The sequence below is a fragment of the Pseudomonas syringae pv. tagetis genome (genome assembly GCF_022557255.1).
GTDB classification, from domain to species: Bacteria; Pseudomonadota; Gammaproteobacteria; order Pseudomonadales; family Pseudomonadaceae; genus Aquipseudomonas; species Aquipseudomonas caricapapayae.
In genome coordinates this window covers 2,760,219-2,780,644 of the sequence record NZ_CP092923.1, presented here as the reverse complement: position 1 = coordinate 2,780,644, position 20,426 = coordinate 2,760,219, and the positions used below count along the sequence as shown (strand labels likewise).

Below are 20,426 nucleotides of genomic sequence, written 5' to 3'. Positions count from 1 at the left end.
GTGTATCGAGGATCTAAGGTGCGCCGTCGCTGCCCAACCAGCGGCCGGATTTAGCGATCCGAATCTCTATTCTCGACATCGCGTTTCATGTTGAATTTCTGCGCCACCGTTGCCTGTTGCGTGCCGTCGTCATGCACGCAGAAGCGTGGTTTCCGCTGGAAGACATTGCCCGCCTGATGGGCAAACGCCTGGACGAGCGCAACACTCGCAAGCTCGACGCCGACCAGCGCCGTACCGCGTGGTTACTGACCTACGGCGAATGGCAAAAATGCCTGCTGATCAGCGAGTCTGCAGTCTTCGCCCTGCTGATTCACCATTACATTCCGGAAAACCGCGCGTTGCGACGCTGGCTGACCCAGGACGTCCTGCCCGCCCTGTGCGCTCGTCCGGTGGATACCCATATCGACTGTCCCGTTCACTGCCAGATGAAATGGCAGGGCACCACACTGGGCACCTTGAAATGGCGCGGAAATATCTGGGTGAAGTTGCGCGAAAGGCTCTTCGCCCTGCAACTTGGTGCGGTGCATCATCCGTCCGCACTCAGGGTCGTAGGCTTCCGCACGGTGCATGGTGCCGGTGTTGTCCCATATCACCAGATCACCGACCTGCCACGCGTGGCTGTAACTGAACGTCTCGGCCGTGGCCCACTCGCGAAGGCCGACCAGAATCTGCGCACTTTGCGCCAGGCTAACGCCGACGACTTGCTGCGCAGTGCATCCCAGAATCAGCGACTTGCGACCGGAGCGATGCCGCCAGACCAGCGGCAACTCCTTCTCGCCGATAGCCTGCATGGCCTTGAGCATCGCAAGGCCAGGCTCCGGATTGTAATAGAGTAACGATGCCCATGGCGCGTGAATTACTCTTAAGCTTTCGTAACGTTGTTTATCAGCGCTCGATAACGCCTCGTAAGCCGCATAGGTATTACAAAACCCGGTATTGCCGCCCCAACTGGCGGCCACCTTGCAGGACAGCAGCGACGCCAGGATGGGTGAATCGCTACTCGTGCCGTCGATATGCCAATAGAGCGAGCCTTTAAGAAACTCGGCACCTGCCGGGTTCTCTTTCACATCGAGGCTGATCTTGGTGATGTTCTGCCCATCGCTGGCTTCCGGGCAGAACGTGCCCAGCGTACGAGTAAAAGCAATCTGCTCCGTATCGGAAAAATGGATCTGCGGAAACACCAGCACACCCCGTTGCTCCAGCAGTTCTCGGATTTCCCTGGCGAATTGACCCGACAGCAGCTCTTGCTTGCTGTTGAAAACGCGCGCGCCAATACCTGGCTTGATGGATTCCTGTGACAGCTGGGCGACCGAAGTGGCTAACATGACGCGACCCTCTTCATAAGTGAACACAACGGCACACTTATGAAGAGGCGGAAGCAATAGCCTGTTTTGCAGAATGGCAAGCGGTGGGCAAAACCGAATATATTGTCTGACCCGTATGACGCGGGGCAGCCGTGCCACAAGAATGCCCCTTTAACCTGAACGCCAAAACGCAATTCAAGGAACGAATCAACGTGTACGCCCCTGCCCCGCAAATTCTCATCCAGCGCATGTCCGAAATTCACCTCGAAGGTGTCACTGCACTCTATAACGAACCTGCGGTGTGCCGTCAGGTACTGCAAATGCCGTATCAGTCCATCGAAGTCTGGCGCAAACGCCTGGCTGCCAGTACCGAGCGACACGTGAAACTGGTCGCACTCAATGGTAACGAAGTGATTGGCAGCATTGGTCTGGAGCAATATTCGCGCAGTCGGCAAAGCCATGTCGGCGCTATCGGCATGGGCGTCGCATCGGCCTGGCAGAGCAAAGGCATCGGCTCGAACTTGCTGGCAACAGCATTGGACATCGCAGACAACTGGATGAACCTGCGCCGGGTGGAATTGACCGTGTATGTCGACAACGAAGCAGCCCAGGGTCTGTACCGAAAATTCGGCTTCGAAACAGAGGGCCGGCTGCGCAACTACGCCGTACGCGATGGCCTGTTCGTCGATGCCTTGAGCATGGCGCGGCTCAGATAAACCGTGTCCGTCAACACCGCTACTTGAGCGATGCGTTAAAGCGTGCAAGGATCAGGCATGAATCAATTTTTCCGAAACAACCGACATCACCACCACAGCCCGCTTCAAGGTGCTGCGGTTGCTTGTGCTCATCGATTGGCCAGATATAGGTCCACCTTCTGACCCATCAGTGAAACCGACCAAGGCGCCTATGGCGCCTTTTTTATTGCCTGAAAAAACTGGAGATCATCACCCATGACCATGCTACGCGGAACCCGCATCGTGACCGGAACAGAAGCTGCAATGCTGCGTGACACAGAAAACCGTTTCCGGAGCTATCTTCATCGAAGCCGGAGCTGAGGAAGCGATAGTGCCGGCCTTATGGGGCCAGGACACTTTTATCGAAAAAGCCGGCGGCAGCGAAATCATCGGCCAGATGTGGGCCTTCGAGGACAAGGCCGGGCGCGCCTGTTGCCTGATACCCGAAGCCACGGCGCTGTTTCAGGAACGCAGCGAAGCACTGCTGGACGGTCGTCGTGAGGCGCTGTTTTTCTACGTGGCACGCTGTTATCGCTACGAGCGCCCACAAGCCGGACGCTACCGCGAATTCACCCAGCTGGGGCTGGAAATCCTCGGCCCGTCACCGCAGCAGGCCTTGCAACGCAGCCAGACCATATGCACAGGTTTTCTGGACTCGCAGGGGCTGGACTATGAACTCAATACTGCCGTCAAACGCGGCCTGAGTTACTACCTGAACGGCAACGGCTTCGAGGTACGCTGCTCACGCCTGGGCGCACAGCAACAGGTGGTCGGCGGCGGAGCCTATCGAGAGGGGGCCGGGTTTGGCATCGGACTGGAGCGGCTGGTATTGGCGCTTGGCTCTGACTGACCTCACTCGACTGGAGCGCCTCAGTCAGGAGGCGCTTCTTTGACCGTTTCACTTGCTTCAGCGTACTTCAAACCAACACGGATGGAGCTTGGGAAAATGCTCCCTCAGCCAGTCCACAAATGCCTGAACCTGCGGCGCAAGATGCGTGCGGCTCGGGTGCAGCACAGAAACCGGACGCGGCGATGGAAGAAACTCTTCAAGCACTTCGACCAACTCCCCGCTGGCCAGAAACGACTCAACGGTAATGCCCGGGGCCTGAAGAGTACCGAACCCTGCAAGGCCGCACTGCACATAGGCGTTGGACTCGTTGACAGTAATACCGCCACGCGGCGGGACAGGAAAATCATCGCCATTCAACGAAAAATGCCAAGGTAACGGCCGGTTGCTCTGACCAGACAGAAAACTGACCCCGCAATGACCTGCAAGCTCGTCCAGCGTTTCCGGCGAGCCGAAGGCTTGCAGGTAGGACGGCGCGGCGCAGGTGACCATCGTGGCCTTGCCGATTTCCCGGACCACCAGACTTGAATCGGGCAGCTTGCCGATGCGCAGCGCACAGTCGATGCCCTCTGCGACCAGGTCCACCGTGCGGTCCGTTACTCCCAGCGCCAGCTCGATGTAGGGGAATGCCTGGGTAAAGCCTTTCAGGCTCTCCATAAAACTGCGCTGGCTGAACGCTGCCGGGATATCAATCCGAAGCCGCCCCCGCAGGGTCGAGCCATTTCGGTCGAACATGGAAGTAGTTTCGGCAAGATCAGCCAGATTATTCTTCACGCGCTCATAAAAACGCTGGCCCTCGGCGGTAAGTTTTACACTGCGGGTCGTACGTTGAAACAGCCGGACATCCAGCGACGCTTCAAGGTCCTGAGTGATCCGGGTCACATGGGGACGCCCTATCTGCGTGGCCTCCGCTACTTTAGTAAAACTGCCCAGCTCGGCAAGTTTCGCGAATACCTGCATTGACTGTAAAAGGTCCACCGACGATCCCTCTGAATAGGTGCCGAGCCATTGTTGCCTGGCAGGATAACAATCCTGTCGGTTTCCGCCCATTTATCTGCAACTGCGCTTTACCAACAATGACTTCAGCGCCCACAAGCCAGACAAGCTTTGCGTGCACCTACATGATCGCTGGAGACATCAAATGAAAGCATGGCTGTTAAACGACTTCGGTCTCGACAATCTGATGCTGGGAGAAACGGCGACGCCAGTTCCCAAAGCCGGAGAACTGCTGGTCAAAGTCGGGGCTGTATCGCTCAATTTCCGCGACAAAGCAATTGTCGACGGCATCTACGAACCGCATCGCGTACCCAAACCACTCATCCCGGTCAGTGATGCAGCCGGCACTGTCGTGGCGTCAGCCGCTTTGCAATAGGCGACCGAGTAAACTCGCACCTCTACTCGCGCTGGATCGACGGCCCGCCAGGCCCGGACGAGCCGGACTATTGCTTTGGCTCGCCTTTGCCGGGTGGTCTGGCTGAATACATGATCATCCACGAACACAGTGCCGTACGTGCACCGCATGCGATGTCGGATGAAGAAGCCGCCACATTGCCGATTGCCGCACTGACGGCCTGGTACGCACTGGTCGACTTCGGTCAGATCGAAGCGGGGCAAACCGTCCTTACAGGGCTCAGGCGGCGTATCGATCTTTGCTGTGCAGATCGCGACAGCCCTGGGTGCCAAGGTCATCGCGACTTCCAGCAAGGACGAAAATCTGCAAGCGGTGAAGAAGCTGGGCGCTGTCGCCGGGGTGAACTATCGAACCCATCCCGGGTGGGCAGATGAAGTATTGAAACTCACCGACGGCAAGGGTGTGGACCTGTTACTGGACGTAGCCGGTGGCGACGGCATCAATCAGTCGATTGCGGCCACCAAAGCGGGCGGGCGCATCGCGCAGATCGGTTTCTGACCGGCCAGACTTCGGCGCTGAACCTGATGCCGATGATCTTCCGCCAGACCACCCTTCGCGGTATCGCCGTAGCACCTCGCTCGTCGTTTGACCGGATGAACGCGTTTCTCAACGAGCACAGGATTCGTCCGGTGATCGATCACGTCTACCCGTTCGAGCAGGCTCGCAAGGCATACGAGCACTTGGCCAGAGGCGCGTTTGGCAAGGTGGTGATCAAGGTTGGTCAGGCCTGACACGGTCTTGAGGTTGCGACGCGCGGGTACTTCCTGAGCGTCGCACGCCACTCAACCATTCGAACTCAAAGGGTTACACTGCCTCCCTACTCTGCCCCTGACCCGAGGTCCCTGATGAAAGTTGGCGTGATTTCCGATACCCACGGACTGCTTCGTCCTGAAGCCGTTAAGGCGCTTGAGGGCTGCGAAGCCATCATCCATGCCGGTGACATCGGCAGCCAGGACATCGTCGAGCAACTCAGCGCCATCGGCCCGCTGCATATCGTGCGCGGCAACAACGATGTAGACGCCGAGTGGGCAAAAAACATTGCCGATCACCTGCGCTTCAACATCGAGGGCTGGCAAATCCTGCTGGTCCACGACATCGCCGACGTTCCAGCGCTGCTGGATGACAGCGTGAAACTGGTCGTGACCGGCCATTCACACAAACCCCTCATCGATTGGCGCGGCGACATACTGTATCTGAATCCGGGCAGCGCCGGACGGCGGCGTTTCAAACTGCCGGTGACCCTGGCAATACTTGAAATGAATTCAGATGGGATGAAGCCGAGTCTGGTGCAGCTGGTCGACTGACAACGGGGCTAACGCTGAGTATTTCTTCACGCAAAAACGGGGTTTCGATCACGGCGATTATCGTCCCCACGCTCCGCGCTCATCGTATACACAAGCCTTGAAAAGTCCGAAATACAGGGCTGACACTCCGACGATTCTCGTTCTCACGCTCCGCGAGCTAATGCATCTCGTGACGCTCTGCGTCACATTGCAGCCATGGTGCATTATTCAATCCTGCCCGAGATACCGGCAGCAAAGCCTGAGACTTCTTTGCATTTTATACCGCGCAAAGCGGCAGATTTATGACGCAGAGCGTCACCCGATATATGCCGACGCGGAGCATTGGCACGATAGTCAAGCCTCTGCCCGAGACTCATCCCCCGTGCCGATAAGCGCTCCAAGTGCCGATGAAGCCACAGCGCCATCGTCTCACTGTGATGCATGTGGTTGCCGAGCCAATTTAGAGTGAGCATGTGCAGACCTTGTAACGAGTCCGAGCTGCACCCTTACAGAACTTGCGGCACAGCAATAGACAAGTACCATTCCCAAAAGGCACGTCGTAATTTTGGATCTCCATCCTCAGACAATCCGCCTGCAAAAGCTGACGCGACTAGGTAACTAGTCTCGAAACTTTCGGGATCCAGGTCACGATCCATACGATGATCGTACGGATCGAATTTAAAATCATCAACAGCTGTTGCAATTGTATTAGCGGCAGCATGCCCAACAAACATTGCCGGATACTCTTCGGCCTCGTACTCTTGATCTTCAACTATTGAAACATAGAATTCATCCCTGAGACCAAGTGCTTTCGCCTCATCAAATTTTCCCTCAGCCGCTTCAAGAGCGATATTCAGAATATAATTTAACGGCTCGTTATCTCCGAACTTTTTTATCCAAAAATTCACACCCTGCCTAACGCACATCACCTCTAAAGCAGTCAAGATAACTTTTTTCTTAGCCGCTGTCTCATCTTCAGTAATGGCATTCCACAAAAGCTTTCTGAGAGGAAGTATCACCTCCCCCTCAGGCGACTTCGCAATTTCAAGAAGAAGTTTTTTCAATTAATACTTTACTTTTTTATTCATTCCGACCTCATAAGTGTTCCGACAGAACCATCGGTCTTAAAATACGTATCGCTTTAGGAGATTATTGGGCTTGCGGTTGCCCTTTCTTCTCTGCATGAGATGAGCAGTATTGACCTTTATAATTTCTGTTGTGTGGATGCGATTGAACCGAGATGGGTGTAGTTAGCTGACTGACAGGTCAGGTCGACGCCGAGCGCAAATGCCAACCTGAACGGCATCAAAGCTGAGCAGGCATACGAAAATCGCGCAATGCGGTCATATCGAACGGATTGGGTGCCCGCTGACCCGACAGCAAATAGTTGGCGCGCATCCCCCCCAAATCGGCTTTGAGCATTAGAACATCACGTCCCTTCACAGGCTCGGTCTGCATCAGGTCAATGAGGCGGAACAGCGACCATGGGCCGTTATTCTTTTCAATGCCTAAAGGCCGACCGACCATGCCTTCCATTACCAGACTTGCACGTCCATCTTCAGTATCGGCAGGCCATTTGAACAGCGTCGGCACGATGGGCCCGTGACGATACTCCAGCGACTGATCTCCCAACCGGAATTCGGCGCGACGCACACCTGGGTCGAGGGTGTGGGGTTGGAGGGTGAATTGCACCTGCGGCTCTGTCGTGCCGTGGCCAAAAAAACCTCTGCGAATTTTATAGACACCCGCCATTTGATCCAGATAGGCGCGACTCATCGGCAGACTATAGCCATCAATGGTGCGCAGTCGGTAACGACCGGGATCACCGCTGACAAAGGCCTTCAGGTAGCTATCGAAGAAGCGCTCTGCTACACCCTGAACGCCGAAGAACTCACGAAAATCACTGAGCGCAACATCGCTGCTGCTATGCGCATGAAATGGATAACGTTTGGCGAGAGACTGTTCGTAGAAACTGTAAAGTTCGGCCTTGTAGCGTTGGTTGAGGTACTGGTGAGACTGATACAGCACAAAGCTCCACGTATCTTCAGCCAAAACGTTGAACCAGCCACCCAGAGGCTGTGGCAGAACCGCTGCGGCGTTGCGCAGGTTGCTCAGCGCGTCTCGCTGCCCGGACATACGTCCCTTTGCCATCTCGTAGGCAGCCAAGTCAGGCTGACCGGAGCGGCCCAGAGCAGACATCTGCATCTGTAACTCATTGATGGCGTTCAATGCTGTAACCAGATCAGCGGCAGGGCCGTTGTCGTCATCCAGCAAGCGGTGTAACGGATCGAAGCGACGCTGCAATGACTGCTTTGCGGTGGCGGGCAGATGGTCGGTAACCGCCCGCTGCAACGTCTCGCCAATCGCAGCAACCCGGGCGAACGCTACAGGGTTCGATGCTGCCTCGTCAGCCTCGGCTCTCATAGTACCGGGACTGTCGGCGAGGACCGGGAAAAGAGTGTTGTCACGCACCTCGATCAGCAACTGCAGCAAAGGCGAATGGGCTGCCGTCAGACCAGCCATCTGCACTGCGGCCTGACTGGGTCCTTCAAAGGGTTGCAACGAAACCCGGCCGATCGCTTCGGCCCAATGATCAGCGTAATCACGAAAGTACAACTTTTCCAGTTCGACCATCAGTGCGCGCAGATGATGTGCACTGTACTGTGCACGTTCACCCAGAACCCAGTTGTCACGCATGATTTCAGTCACCACCCCTGTGCCACGGGCAATGAAATATTGCTCGTAGCCTTGGCGAGTATAGAGTCCGGGAATCCGGTAGTCAGTACCGGCCAACTGTTTTACCTGAGGCCCGGTATGATGGGCCAGACTGTAGTCCGGAAGTACACGCGCTTTTTCACGCAGTACGCGATAAACCACATTGGCGAAAGATTCGTTACGCAGCACCTGCCGAGCCTGCGCCACTAATGCCTCGTTTACCGGGTAGGCAAAAGGCTGTGCAAGCAAACGCCCAAAATGCTGATTCAGTTGCTGCTGAGCCTGAGCATGACCGACATAACGAATTGACCAGTCAGCCGCAACCCGCTCCTGCAACGCAGACGTTACCCGATGTTCACGCTGAACCAGCATCAGGTAGGCGCGCAGGTTGTCCAGCAATTGCTCGCGATCCTGCAGACTGGCCATTATGCGGGCTTCGAACATCCGCGCCACTCGTGGCAGCAACTGGTCGTGCAACTCGGCATGATAAACGCGCAAAAGGACGTCGTTGACAGGCTCGCCCTGATAAACGCCGCTGCGCTCATACGCAGCAACGTCATTACTGTCCGGAAATACCTGAGAGGCCTGGTGAAGAGTGTTCAGACTGTCGAGGATTGTCAGCAGATCATTCTCGGCGTTGAGCGATGAGCGTTGTTGCACCCACTGCTCACCCAGAAGACGAAGTTTTTCCAGCCTGTCGTGGTTGGCATTGAAACCGGTCGCCCATAACACACCGAATACAGATAAAAACAACAGCGCAGTAGAATACACTGCCCTCTGACGCCACATAATCGTTCTGCGCGCTTCTTTATTGAGGACAGCAAGATCGGATTCAGGGAAAATCACATGTCGCAACAGATCATGAATGAACCTTGCGTTTCCAACCTGGAATTCAGTATCGCCCTCCCCGCCAACATATGCATTGCGCTTAGCAAGTTGCGGCGCCCGGGTCAGGTAGAACCCACGAAACTGACTGGCGCGCTGATAGCGATTTCCGGAGAAGGCGAGCTCTACAAATACACCCAGTCGGTGTGCGATGCCTCCAAGCAGATTAGGGAATTCAAGCATTTTTCCGCGCCGCTGGCTGTCTCGTTCCTGGTGAATGCGAGTGATCACCTGACTGCCAAGCCGTTGCAACAAGGCCTCAAATTCCTGAAACAGAATATCGCTATCAGTGCCGCTTTGACCTCTTTGAAACGTGACTCCAAGGACCTGCTCACTTTCCTCACGGGACAGTTGATAAAAGAATTCATCGAAACCTGCTATCGAGTCAGCTTTGGTCAGCACGAGATAAATCGGCACATCAACGTGCAATTGCTGAAATACTTCGTCCAGGCGCGCGCGCACATCTTCAGCGACTTTTTCCAGACGCCTGTCACGCTCGTCAAACAGGAATTCCACTGGCAATGTGACCAGCACGCCACTCAGCGGATGTGCGCGTTGACGGCCTCGTAACAATCCCAGAAGGGTCATCCAGGCGCCGCCGTCCACTTCCGGTACAGGCTGATCAAGATAACGGCCCGATGTGTCCAGTAAAATGGCCTGCTCGGTAAAATACCAGCCACAACTGAGAGTGCTGCGCGTATCGTGCGTCAACTTGCGCCCGCGCCTGTCGAGAGGGAAGTCGAGCCCGGAAAAATCCAGCAGGCTGGTCTTGCCGCTGTCCTGCGGGCCGATCAGTGCATACCAGGGCAGCTCGGTTCGGCTCCGGGCATTCAATTCGCCATACAGAGCAGAATCCTTGAGCACGCGCAAGGCATCCTTGAAACGACTGACCAGTTCCAGACGCTCTTTTTCTACGGCAACGGACTTACGCAAACGCTCTTGACCTTCCGGGCTGTCTTGGGTCTTTTTTTTCTGTAAGCCACTGCGCCAGTTGGTAAAGACAACGCCAAGGCCCCAGATCAGAAACAACGCACTGATCGATACCAGGCGCGCAGTCGGGCTTGCCCAAAATCTTTTATCCGCCACCGCCAACAATGGACCGAGTACCCAGATACACGTGGCCAGTACACCTATCAACAACAGCGACCAGGCCCAAGTGCTGCACAGCAGCGTTATGAGTTTTTTGAACAGGATTTTCATTGCATCTCTCATTTCAGGACCGCAGCTCAAGCGCTGCCCGACCCACTGACTGATAGGGATTGAGCACGGCCTCACGCTGCTCGTCGAGCACCCAGGAAAATCCGGAATACAGCACGGCCAGGCTAATAACAGTGAACAGCACAACGAGCGACACAGGCACGATACGCAGTCGCTCAGAAGCCGTGGATTGTTGACCCTGCCAGCGAGGCGAGAGTCTGTGGGACACGTCGCCTCTCACATGCCGTATCTGTCGATAGAGGCTGTCGCGGATGTCCTCCAGCTCATGGCCGTTAAGCCGATGAGAGCGGTATTTCCCTTCAAAACCGAGCGCCAGACACAGGTACATCAGCTCGAGCATTGGCAGATGCCTGAAGGGGTTGGTGGAAAGCTTTTCGAGGAGCTGAAAGAATTTTTCGCCGCCAAATGTTTCCTTGTGAAAGCGGCTCAGCAGACTGATCTTCGACCAGTCACTCGCACTGCCCCAAGGCGTGTTCAATACAGCCTCATCCACAACCGTACACAGCACGTAGCGCGCAGTCAGCAACTGATCATTTTCTATTGCGTGGTGCCGCCCCTTGGCCTCGAACAGCTTGACCTGGTCCGATAGCTGTACGTTCAGCAGCGCAATATCGCCAACGTCTTCTGCTGCAGACAGCCTTGCCACCTGAGCCAGCAATTCGCTCGCAGCAGCAACCAGCGGATTGACATGGGTACTGACCCGCTTTTCGGATACCCGCCGGGTGTTGTTGATCAACCGCTCTTGCAGACCTTCGAAAAGATTCGCATCGTGGGTGCTTGTGAACGCGCTATCCACCGACCAGACACTGTCCGGGCCATCGGTCATGGCATGGTCTTCGCGACTGCTTTGTATGCCCGTCACACTTCTCAATTTCGGATCGCCCAAAACTGCAACTCAAGTCCAGGAAACTCACCTGATACATGGAAAGCAAATCCCCCGGACTTGTTGATTCCGGTCTGCTCCCGGTCATCGACATCAAGAATGAAATAGGTCTTTGCAGCATGAAAAGGTATCTGCCGCGGAGCCGCAGCCAGCGGCCTCAGCCGCATACCAGGCAAATGCAGACCCACCAGTTCGCGAATACTTTCCACAGAACCCACCTTGAGGTGCGATGGCAATCGCAGACGCAACTCTTCGGCATCGCAATCTGCGCGAGCGGCAATAACAAATGAGGCATCGCCCAGCAACTCACGATCCACCCGAGGCGACACCAGAACGCCATATTGCCTGGGCTGCAACTCGAGTTCTTGCGCATGCTGCTCGATAACCATCGACAGCATCTGTCGAATGGCGAGCATTAAACGTTTGAACGTTGCGCCCTGATCACTGTGCTGATAATTACCCGCCAGTCGAGGTCGCCTGCTGTCATCACCGAACGTCGACAGCTCGCCCAACAGAGACAACAGCGCGCGATACAGCTCCTCGGGGTGCACATGCGGGATATTGAGATAGTGTTGAAGCACCAACGCATTGCGATTGACCAGTTGCAGCATCATGAAATCGCCCATCTCAGCACCGCTCGCCTGGCCGTATGCGCCGATACGCTCTGCGATCACATCTCCTCGATGCTGTAGCAGACCCACGATTTCCTTGAGGCATGACATCAAGTAGCGTGAACCACTGACGCTGATGAAAGCAGGTGAAAATCCAGCGTCCAGCGTTATTGTCCTGTCAGGGCTGCAGATAAGGACATGACCCAGCTTGAGCAGGGTGTAGGCATATTCTCCCTGCGGCTCTCCGAGCAACAGACGGAACTCCGGACGCGCGCAAAACACCGGGGTAGAACAGTCTGCTCCAGCATTCGAATCCAGAACATCAGCTGCGTAGGCTGTAAAGCGTGCAACCACCTCGGGCTGTTCGAGACTGCGTGCCTCGATGCAATTGCCCACCATTGCCGGGAGTGCTATGTAAATCGGCATATTTGAAGTGTTTGCAGGAATATCCAGTGCCAATGGAGTGTTACGCTCACGTATGTCGAACACGCTGCCATCCGGGAGAATGCCCGAGGCCTGAGCAAGTACGATCTGCCCCGAGCCCAGAAATTGCGGATCAATTTCAAGGGTTGTAAACCCCCAGTTATAGGCTCCCGCCAACTGAGTACGAATCCGCAATTGATGGTCGTAATAACGATCATTATGTTGAAAGTGCTGCGGACGCAGCAGCATGCCTTCCTGCCAGATAACCTTGTGCGAATTCATGTCGGATTTCCTGCGTCATGCGGGGTGTCTGCCTGGTAAAAACCGGATTCACCCAGTACGAGAACGGCTCGATTCTGCTGTTTGGGGTGCACCTGAATCACCTGCCGCCATTGGGTTTCCGGCAGATTTCGATAGGCAGCCAGTACACCGATGTAATGACTGCTGTGATCCAGCTTCAGCTTCAGTTCAATACTGTCGCCGGGGAGAAGTTCAAACTCTTCGCTTGCAACCAGGTCCAGCCCGAGTACCAGATCAGTCCGTTGGTAAAGCGAAAAGAAATCCATATTCGCAAAGGTGACCGGACGCCTGAGTTCCAGCACCTTGAGAACAATGGGCGAGGGTCTGCCATTGACATCAGGATTAAGCTGATGGTCTGCATTCAGCCTGATATCCAGACGGGTTTGCGTTGAGTAGGGCGAAAGTGCTGAACAACCGTTGAGCATGAGCAACAGTAGTAACAGCAGTGACCGATTGACTTGGCTCATGCAGATACTCATTGAAGTCATTCTTGTGAATCCTGATGGAGACAGCGACAGAACAGAACTGCTACTCATAGCTGCTCACGACCATCGAGTGGGGTGGCAGATGCGCGGTCAAGGCCCGAGATATCAGCGCGCAATGAGTCTGTTATCTCGCTTCGGTTGCGCAAGCTCTGTTGCAATCCATCTATTAGTCTGGTGGGTTCCGGGCTGCCCAGGGCGCGATATTGGTCATCGCTGAACCTGAAATGGCCATTGCATCCCCCCACGCAAATCGCCGCAGCAAACATAAAAGGCACAGTGCGCCAACAATGAACGTTCATTGAAAAAAGTCTCCAGACAAGAAGTTAAGCAACGATGGTGATTCGGCGATTAATCTGGCCGTCCATGAGCGGCACCGATCTTCAGATGCGCCAGGCGATAAAGCAGGGTGCGCCGAGACACGCCGAGAGTGCGTGCCGCAAGACTCCGGTTGCCGTTGCTGTCACGTAAACACTCAAGCAGGACGCCGCGCTCGAACTGCTCGATGCGTTCGCGTAACGAGAGGCCGGCCGAATGGCTTATTGATTGAGCCGGGATGGGAAAGTGTTCAGGTTTCAACTCTCCGTCTTCGCACAGCAACACTGCACGTTCGACGAACCCCTTCAACTGCCGAACGTTCCCCGGGAAGGTGTATTCCGATAATGCACTCAACGCGGTTTGAGACCACTGCACCGGATCTCGCTGTGACTGCTGACAAGCGTTTTCGGAAAAATGCCGGGCTAATATTTCGATATCACCCACGCGTTGACGTAGCGGAGGGAGCTCAATGGGAAATTGCGCCAGACGGTAGTAAAGGTCTTCACGAAAGCGTCCTTCTGCAATCAGTTTCGGCAAATCACGATGAGTCGCCGCAATGATTCGCACATCTACCTTGCGAACCTTGTTGGCACCCAGCGGACGAATCTCCCCCTCCTGCAACACCCGCAAAAGCTTTGCTTGCAGCAGCATTGGCATATCGCCGATTTCGTCGAGTAAAAGCGTGCCGCCATGAGCAAGTTCGAACAGACCGGGCCGATCTCGATCAGCGCCGGTAAAGGCGCCCTTGCAATAGCCAAACAGCTCGCTCTCCAGTAAAGCTTCGGGAAATGCAGCGCAATTCTGTACAACAAATGCGTTGGACCGACGAGGTCCGTGCTCGTGGATAGCACGAGACACAACCTCTTTGCCCGTCCCGGTCTCGCCAGTGAGCAATACTGTGCACGTGCTGTCGAGGATCTTGCTCAGAAGATGGATTGTTCGGCCCAAGGCAGCACTGCGCCCTGTAAGCCCATAGCGCTCTGACTGTGCGGAGCGTCTGCGCGAATGATGAATTGCGCCTGCGGGCTTGGCTGACAACTCCATGAGGGACAGTTGTGAAATGACGAATGAGCCCAGTGCCGCTAGTGATTCTGTGTAACCTTCCAGCTCTCCAGGATGACTGCTCACACATACCAAAACCCCAACGGGCACCTGTCCGCGATTGTGCAGCGGAATGCACAACAGTGATCTCCACTCTCTCGCCTGGGCAGGTAGAAAGCTGGTGACGTGAGGACTGCTGCTGATTTCCGGTACGCTGACCGCCCTGTTCTGAAGTAGACAGAATTGCAGCAACGGCTGATCGTGGTAGTCATCCGCAGGGGCTTTTCCCTTGCCTTGCTGGATAACGCTGTCAACTACTTCAGCTACCAGACAGAGGCTTTTGTGGTTAGCGTCGAACAGAAACAACTGACTTGCTTCGCAGTTGCTGAGTCTGACAGCAGACAGTGCGAAATCATGCTGCAGTGACTGGCTGTCGGCAGACTGCGCGAGAACCGCATAATGCGAAATCAAGGTTTGCGCGTAATCTTGCGAATTCTGTAGAGAATTGAACGACGAGGTCATTTTATTCGAACTCACAAACAATTGCGCCCGAGCCGCCGAGCGTCGCATGAACCCTGCAGACGGGATCACCACTGTTCATGGTGCTGAGCAATCGATCTGCTATCAACGGGGTCAGGCGGGACTCTAGTAACTGATCGATAAGTCGGGCACCGCTGTCGCCTTGAGTGCAATGCTCGGCCAGATGACAAGCCAGATCAGGCGAGTAGCTGAAAGTCAGGCCACGGGATTCAAGTTTCTCTCCGAGACGACTCAGCTTCAGCTCGACCAGTTCGCGAAGCGCTACTCCAGTGACGGGGTAATAGGGCACCACGCGCATCCTTGCCAGCAATGCCGGTTTGAAATGTGCGCTCAATATCGGCTTGAGTTGCACTGCCAGTTCTCTGGCATCCAGACACCTGTTCTCGTGGCAACTGGCATGGATCAAATCAGCGCCAAGGTTGGAGGTCATCAGAATGAGCGTGTTGCGAAAATTGATTTCCCGGCCCTCTCCGTCGTTGGCTACACCCTTATCGAAGATTTGATAAAACAGGTTCATTACATCCGGGTCCGCTTTCTCTACTTCATCAAGCAGAATCACCGAGTAGGGCTTCTGTCGAACAGCGTCAGTCAACATGCCTCCCTCGCCATAACCGACGTAGCCCGGCGGTGCTCCGATCAAACGGGAGACGGTGTGTTTTTCCTGAAACTCGGACATGTTGATCGTGGTCAGAAAACGCTCGCCGCCGTACAGCAGATCAGCCAGAACAATGGCCGTTTCAGTCTTGCCGACACCACTAGGGCCAACCAGAAGAAAGACTCCGGTGGGAGCACCCGGTGTGTTCAGACCGGCAGCCGATGCCCTTACCGATTGTTCAATGGTCTGCATCGCCTGCTCCTGTCCCCTGATGCGCAAACGCAGCGCTGAGGAGAAGCAGTCAATTCCTTCACTGTGCTCCTGAGCCAACCGCGACACCGGTATCCCCGTCCAGGCACTTACCACTTCTGCGATCAGCCTGGGACAGACTTCAAAGCTCACCAGACGGTCATTGATCTGAGTATCGACCAGGGCCTTTCGAACCGTGGTCAACTCGAGCTCCAACGCGTGCGTGGATTGGGTGTCACTGACCTCGCCGGCCTGCTGCACTGCCCTATCAGCCAGTTGACTGCGCAGACCAAGAAGCCGCTCGACAACGGCCCGTTGATCAGTCCACTTGCACTCCAGCGCAACTGTCTCGCTCTGAATCCGTGTCAGGTCAGAAGCAAGTGAATCCATTACATTGCTATCAACCGTAAGTCCGGCATCGGCATCACGCCGTATTGCCTCAAAATGCCTTCGTTGCCGAGTAAGCTCACCTCGCAAATGCTCAAGACGTTCAGGCACGGCAGCCAGACCGATTCGCACACGAGCGCAGGCTGTATCAAGCAGATCGACTGCCTTGTCCGGCAACTGACGCCCGGAGAGATAACGTGCCGAAAGGCGGGCAGCGGCAACTACAGCGTCATCGCGCAGATAGACACCATGGCTCCGTTCGTATAACGGGGCTATCCCGCGCAGAATGGTGATGGCCTGCTCTACTGTAGGTTCCAGTACGCGTATGGGTTGAAAACGACGCGCAAGCGCCGGATCTTTTTCAAAGTATCTTCTGTACTCGGCCCATGTCGTCGCAGCAATGGTTCGCAGCTCCCCTCGAGCCAATGCCGGCTTTAATAGATTGGCTGCATCTGACCCTCCAGCCTGCACACCGGCTCCGATGAGTGTATGGGCCTCATCAATGAACAGAATGACGGATCTGGACGAAGAACGGACCTCCTCAATGACACCCTTCAGGCGACGCTCGAATTCTCCTTTAATACTGGCGCCTGCCTGAAGCAACCCCATATCCAGAGACAGCAACTCGACATTCTTCAAAAGATCAGGGACTTCACCCTGCGCGATTTTCAGCGCCAGGCCTTCGACAACTGCGGTTTTGCCGACACCCGCCTCCCCCACCACAATCGGATTGTTCTTGCGTCTGCGAGCCAGGATATCGACCATCTGGCGCAGACAGTCATCACGGCACAGCACCGGATCAATCAGGCCTTCTCTGGCCTGCTGTGTCAGATTATGAGTGAAGCGTTCGAGAAACGAATCACCTTGATTCACCACTGGCTTCGCTACGTCCGTCACCTGCTCGGCGAGGGCGTAATCGCGAAAGCGTTCAATATTGATCTTTCTCAATAACGGCTGGTATGGACGGTCCGCATAGCGCAAAGGGTTACGCAGCAAGGCGAGAATCAGCGCAGCTTGGTCAATAATGTTTTTGCCCAAATCCAGATTGGAGATCAACAGCGCATCCTGGAGCCACTGCACAAGCTCGGCAGAAAAGACCGGGTTAAGGAGCGCATGGTGCTCGACTGGCGGACGGAGAAAGCCTGCAAATTCGTCAGGCGCAACATTGGCGTCCAGTAGCGCACGTGCGAGCATCCCATCGGGCCGCTCCAACAGAGCAAGCAACAGATCATCAACCAGAATCTTGCTGCTCCCTCTGTAAACGCAGCGCTCGGCGGTTCCCTCAAGTTCTTTGTGTGTTGGGCCATCAAGGGCTTTGACGAGTTGCTGCAGGTCTACATCGATCATGAATAGTCCTTATGAATCGGTCTGTTGAGCATCATCAGACCCAGGGCATGCTCTCGCCCGAGCCAACTGGTCCAGCCCAGGTGACAGGTGTTCAACTCACCAATGCGTAGATCCCGGATATCCGCTTTCAGAAGCTCAAGGCAAACGTCGTAATCCAGAGGGTCGCGCAACGTGAAGCGGACAAGTGCACCTAGCGCCCGGTAACTCGAGCCGGAGGGTAAAAACTCGTGGAAGCGCGCCCAATCGAGCTGTTTTATATGAATGCGAAACTTGCCGCCCCGGTCTGGAACCCGAAGTCCCAACACCACATTCCGTCCTAGCTGGTGATTGGCTTTTCCGAGGCTACAACGCTGAGCGCTACTGACCTCAACCGTTCGCTCGACACATTGTTCGATGAACAACTGAGCATGCTTGAAGTAGTAACGAAGCACCGACTCGATCAGCGCGGCAGAATGGGCACGCAGGCTCAACAGTCCCAGATAGGGCAATAGCCGCTTCCAGTTCAATTCGGTGGTCTCGCGAATACGCTCGCCGTGTAACCCGATCAATGCAAAAAGATGTTCGGAAAAAGGATCTGTAGCGCCACTGGCGAACACAGCGTGATAGCGATACTTACGCCAGACGGGCAGCATCAGTTTTTGCAGACGCTGATTAAAAATATCCAGGAAATCACGTGTGGTATTAGGCTTGTCCCGCTCCCCCAAAGCCTGCTCGACATAAAAGGCCGGTAGCGGTGAGCCAGACCCGACCAGGCCCATCACGTTGAGATACAGCCGTACATACAGCTCAGCGTGCTCATAAAAAAAATCCAGGCCATCAATGTCGCTACACGGAAATCCAAGACTTGGATGTGCCCGTAGTTCAAGAAAGGCGTGCAGTTGCTCATCGCTGGCATTCGGGTGAACTTCACGTAAAACCCCGAGGATTAGAGGTATCGCCTGATAAACCGAATACTCGCGTATGTGCTGGCTGAGTGTGGTCAGAGCAGCGGCTGCTGTCCCATACGTGGCGTCCATTCGTAGCCACCTCCTTGAGCGGTTTTCACGTGCAGTTCATGGAAAGAATTCAAGCTGGCATAAAGCGCAAAAAATTCGTTGAGGACTGAAGCAAAAAGAAACAGACCGGCTTCGTCTGCGAGACCGTCGGGTGAAATAAGAAGCTCGGTCTTGACCCCTCGCACAGGGCGCCCATGATGTAACCGATCTACAGGCTGGTGCCGGATGGACTTGAGCCCATTCAACAAACGCTGGCTGACCTTCTCTGCGCGCTTGTCGTAATACCGCGGCAGATCATAAGTCTCGAGAATGACCTTTAACGCTTCAATACTCGCCAGGGAAAGATAATTCAGAGACATGTTACTGATGACACGCCATAGAAAGTCTTTGCCAATGGGAGGCGAATAGCTTTTCGTCGCAGGTGTAATATTTCTGAATCGCAGCAAGTCAGGGGTGCCCTCGCACGGCTTGCATATCCCACCTGCCCGAATCTGTTGCGGGAGGTTATTATTGGTGCAGGTCAATACAATCGAAATCGTTTCATCGTCACGATCGCCACGCTTATCGAAACTCAGAAATGTATCAAGGCCATCGTGCGCGATGGCGTCACGATGACGCACACTGTAGTAAGAGGAGCTGCTTTGAACATCGACAGCCGGGTCGTGTTCAAACGATTCAAAAGGCACATAATGCTGATAGCCCCTGCCGCCTGGCTGCCATCCGCTGACGTCATCAACCGAATAAACCCCACAGCCCTCATGACCATAGTGCGCAGGTATCAGTAGATATTCATCCTGTCGTCCATCGGCCAGAATGGGCAGCGCATCCTGTTTGAACAGATTGACCACAGGCGTGCAATATAACTTTATATGCTCGACCGTCGGCCTAAGGTGCTGCATATCCTCGCCGTGCATTTCAAAGACAAGTTGAAAGCCGCGAGCTTTTTTCAGCTGAGCTTCGTTCACTGACTTGATAATCTGAAGGCCATTAATATCAGAAAAAAGGAATTTATCCGGAAAACAAAAATATTCTTGCAGGTAGCGGTAACCCCGAAAAGTGTTCAGCGGATAAGGAATCAATGATTCTTCTTCCGCAAAACCCACTGGCTGCACCTGATCTGCCGAAATACTCAATTCGTGCGATGTGCCATCACCCTTCAAAAGCGGGGATCCCTGCTCATCCAGCAGTAATACCCTGACGCTTTTCAATTTACGCATGAGGCCGAGATACAGCAGATGGCTGATAGCGCGATCACCTGCAAAGTGCAGACGTAGTGTGTTCAGCTCCAGCGCCCCCAAGTGTCCCTCACCTGTCATTTCGAGAGACAACACCAACGTCACCGCCTCCCCGCTAACCGGGCAAGAAACACGTGCTAGCCTCAGTGGTAGGATTTCCGTTGAGAAACAGGTGCGAAATTGACACGTCAGCCCGTTAACAGGCTCACTTTCTACCGGCGTATGACGCTTCACCGTTACACCACCTCCCGAAGCAAATAGCGGGTCGAATTGCAACATACTCACCGCAGGCATCGGCCTCATGTAGTTGGGCCATAACAATTGCATAAGCGAATGAGTCAGTTCAGGTAAACCGTCGTCGAGCTTTTGACGCAAGCGTCCTGTCAGGAAAGCAAACCCTTCAAGTAAGCGCTCAACATCGGGATCCTGACCTGTCTGTCCTAAAAAGGACGCCAATGCCGGATTGCGTTCAGAGAACTGTCGTCCCGACTGACGAAGCGCCATCAGTTCCTCATGATAATAATGATTAAATGACACGCTTCACCTACCAGAATTTTTTCATGAATGGCAAACCGTTTTCAGGTAGAACCCGAAAACGGCTGATTCGAGATAACACTAACGAC

13 protein-coding genes and 3 pseudogenes are annotated in these 20,426 nt (G+C 54.7%); 5 read left to right on the top strand and 11 right to left on the bottom strand.

Going from position 1 to position 20,426, the window contains the following annotated elements:
• Nucleotides 1-131: 131 nt before the first annotated feature.
• A pseudogene (locus MME58_RS12425) lies at nt 132-311 on the top strand (BRO-N domain-containing protein); the annotation flags it as partial.
• A gap of 180 nt (nt 312-491) precedes the next feature.
• Here the strand turns inward: MME58_RS12425 and MME58_RS12420 are convergent.
• Nucleotides 492-1,325: pseudogene (locus MME58_RS12420) on the bottom strand (TauD/TfdA dioxygenase family protein); the annotation flags it as partial.
• Nucleotides 1,326-1,516: 191 nt separating this feature from the next.
• Between MME58_RS12420 and MME58_RS12415 the strand changes: the two are divergent.
• On the top strand, nt 1,517-2,020 hold the full coding sequence (locus tag MME58_RS12415) for a GNAT family N-acetyltransferase (RefSeq protein WP_054984876.1): 504 nt from the start codon (nt 1,517-1,519) through the stop codon (nt 2,018-2,020).
• Between the two features lie 289 nt (nt 2,021-2,309).
• A complete protein-coding gene (locus tag MME58_RS12410) occupies nt 2,310-2,888 on the top strand; it encodes an ATP phosphoribosyltransferase regulatory subunit (RefSeq protein ID WP_054984877.1) in 579 nt (192 codons plus the stop codon).
• A 57-nt stretch (nt 2,889-2,945) separates the two neighbouring features.
• Here the strand turns inward: MME58_RS12410 and MME58_RS12405 are convergent, their stop codons facing one another.
• Nucleotides 2,946-3,845: a LysR family transcriptional regulator gene (locus MME58_RS12405; protein ID WP_054984878.1), complete on the bottom strand. Its 900-nt coding sequence runs from the start codon at nt 3,843-3,845 to the stop codon at nt 2,946-2,948.
• 181 nt (nt 3,846-4,026) lie between these two features.
• On the opposite strand from MME58_RS12405, the pseudogene MME58_RS12400 reads away from it, so the two are divergent.
• A pseudogene (locus tag MME58_RS12400) lies at nt 4,027-5,027 on the top strand (zinc-dependent alcohol dehydrogenase family protein).
• Nucleotides 5,028-5,141: 114 nt separating this feature from the next.
• Nucleotides 5,142-5,600 (top strand): metallophosphoesterase family protein, encoded by a 459-nt coding sequence (locus MME58_RS12395; RefSeq protein WP_054984882.1) that lies wholly within the window; start codon nt 5,142-5,144, stop codon nt 5,598-5,600.
• Between the two features lie 485 nt (nt 5,601-6,085).
• Here MME58_RS12395 and MME58_RS12390 read toward each other — a convergent pair whose 3' ends face one another.
• The 9 genes from MME58_RS12390 to tssF form a co-directional block, all read right to left on the bottom strand.
• The gene (locus MME58_RS12390) at nt 6,086-6,643 is read right to left on the bottom strand and encodes an Imm5 family immunity protein (protein WP_233591012.1); all 558 of its coding nucleotides are present in this window, start codon (nt 6,641-6,643) and stop codon (nt 6,086-6,088) included.
• A 241-nt stretch (nt 6,644-6,884) separates the two neighbouring features.
• Complete coding sequence (gene tssM / locus MME58_RS12385; protein ID WP_055006799.1) at nt 6,885-10,379, bottom strand: type VI secretion system membrane subunit TssM; 3,495 nt, start codon at nt 10,377-10,379, stop codon at nt 6,885-6,887.
• Between the two features lie 13 nt (nt 10,380-10,392).
• On the bottom strand, nt 10,393-11,223 hold the full coding sequence (gene icmH, locus MME58_RS12380) for a type IVB secretion system protein IcmH/DotU (RefSeq protein ID WP_082427584.1): 831 nt from the start codon (nt 11,221-11,223) through the stop codon (nt 10,393-10,395).
• Nucleotides 11,224-11,264: 41 nt separating this feature from the next.
• Nucleotides 11,265-12,596, bottom strand: a complete 1,332-nt coding sequence (tssK, locus tag MME58_RS12375; protein WP_054984885.1) for a type VI secretion system baseplate subunit TssK — start codon at nt 12,594-12,596, stop codon at nt 11,265-11,267.
• Nucleotides 12,593-13,102: a type VI secretion system lipoprotein TssJ gene (gene tssJ / locus MME58_RS12370; protein ID WP_055006798.1), complete on the bottom strand. Its 510-nt coding sequence runs from the start codon at nt 13,100-13,102 to the stop codon at nt 12,593-12,595. Before tssJ ends, tssK begins: the two co-directional genes overlap by 4 nt.
• A 345-nt stretch (nt 13,103-13,447) precedes the next feature.
• Entirely contained in the window at nt 13,448-14,977 is a 1,530-nt protein-coding gene (locus MME58_RS12365; protein WP_055006797.1) for a sigma 54-interacting transcriptional regulator, read from the bottom strand.
• Nucleotide 14,978: 1 nt separating this feature from the next.
• A complete protein-coding gene (tssH, locus tag MME58_RS12360) occupies nt 14,979-17,573 on the bottom strand; it encodes a type VI secretion system ATPase TssH (protein WP_055006796.1) in 2,595 nt (864 codons plus the stop codon).
• A complete protein-coding gene (gene tssG, locus MME58_RS12355; RefSeq protein ID WP_054984889.1) occupies nt 17,570-18,589 on the bottom strand; it encodes a type VI secretion system baseplate subunit TssG in 1,020 nt (339 codons plus the stop codon). Before tssG ends, tssH begins: the two co-directional genes overlap by 4 nt.
• Complete coding sequence (gene tssF / locus MME58_RS12350) at nt 18,553-20,340, bottom strand: type VI secretion system baseplate subunit TssF (protein ID WP_055006795.1); 1,788 nt, start codon at nt 20,338-20,340, stop codon at nt 18,553-18,555. Before tssF ends, tssG begins: the two co-directional genes overlap by 37 nt.
• Nucleotides 20,341-20,426: the final 86 nt, after the last annotated feature.

Coding starts and splice junctions, on each gene's coding strand:
- MME58_RS12365 (WP_055006797.1), bottom strand. CDS start 14,977: ATGACCTCGTCGTTCAATTCTCTACAGAATTCGCAAGATTACGCGCAA.
- icmH (WP_082427584.1), bottom strand. CDS start 11,223: ATGACCGATGGCCCGGACAGTGTCTGGTCGGTGGATAGCGCGTTCACA.
- tssG (WP_054984889.1), bottom strand. CDS start 18,589: ATGGACGCCACGTATGGGACAGCAGCCGCTGCTCTGACCACACTCAGC.
- MME58_RS12395 (WP_054984882.1), top strand. CDS start 5,142: ATGAAAGTTGGCGTGATTTCCGATACCCACGGACTGCTTCGTCCTGAA.
- tssK (WP_054984885.1), bottom strand. CDS start 12,596: ATGAATTCGCACAAGGTTATCTGGCAGGAAGGCATGCTGCTGCGTCCG.
- tssM (WP_055006799.1), bottom strand. CDS start 10,379: ATGAAAATCCTGTTCAAAAAACTCATAACGCTGCTGTGCAGCACTTGG.
- tssH (WP_055006796.1), bottom strand. CDS start 17,573: ATGATCGATGTAGACCTGCAGCAACTCGTCAAAGCCCTTGATGGCCCA.
- tssJ (WP_055006798.1), bottom strand. CDS start 13,102: ATGACTTCAATGAGTATCTGCATGAGCCAAGTCAATCGGTCACTGCTG.
- MME58_RS12405 (WP_054984878.1), bottom strand. CDS start 3,845: ATGCAGGTATTCGCGAAACTTGCCGAGCTGGGCAGTTTTACTAAAGTA.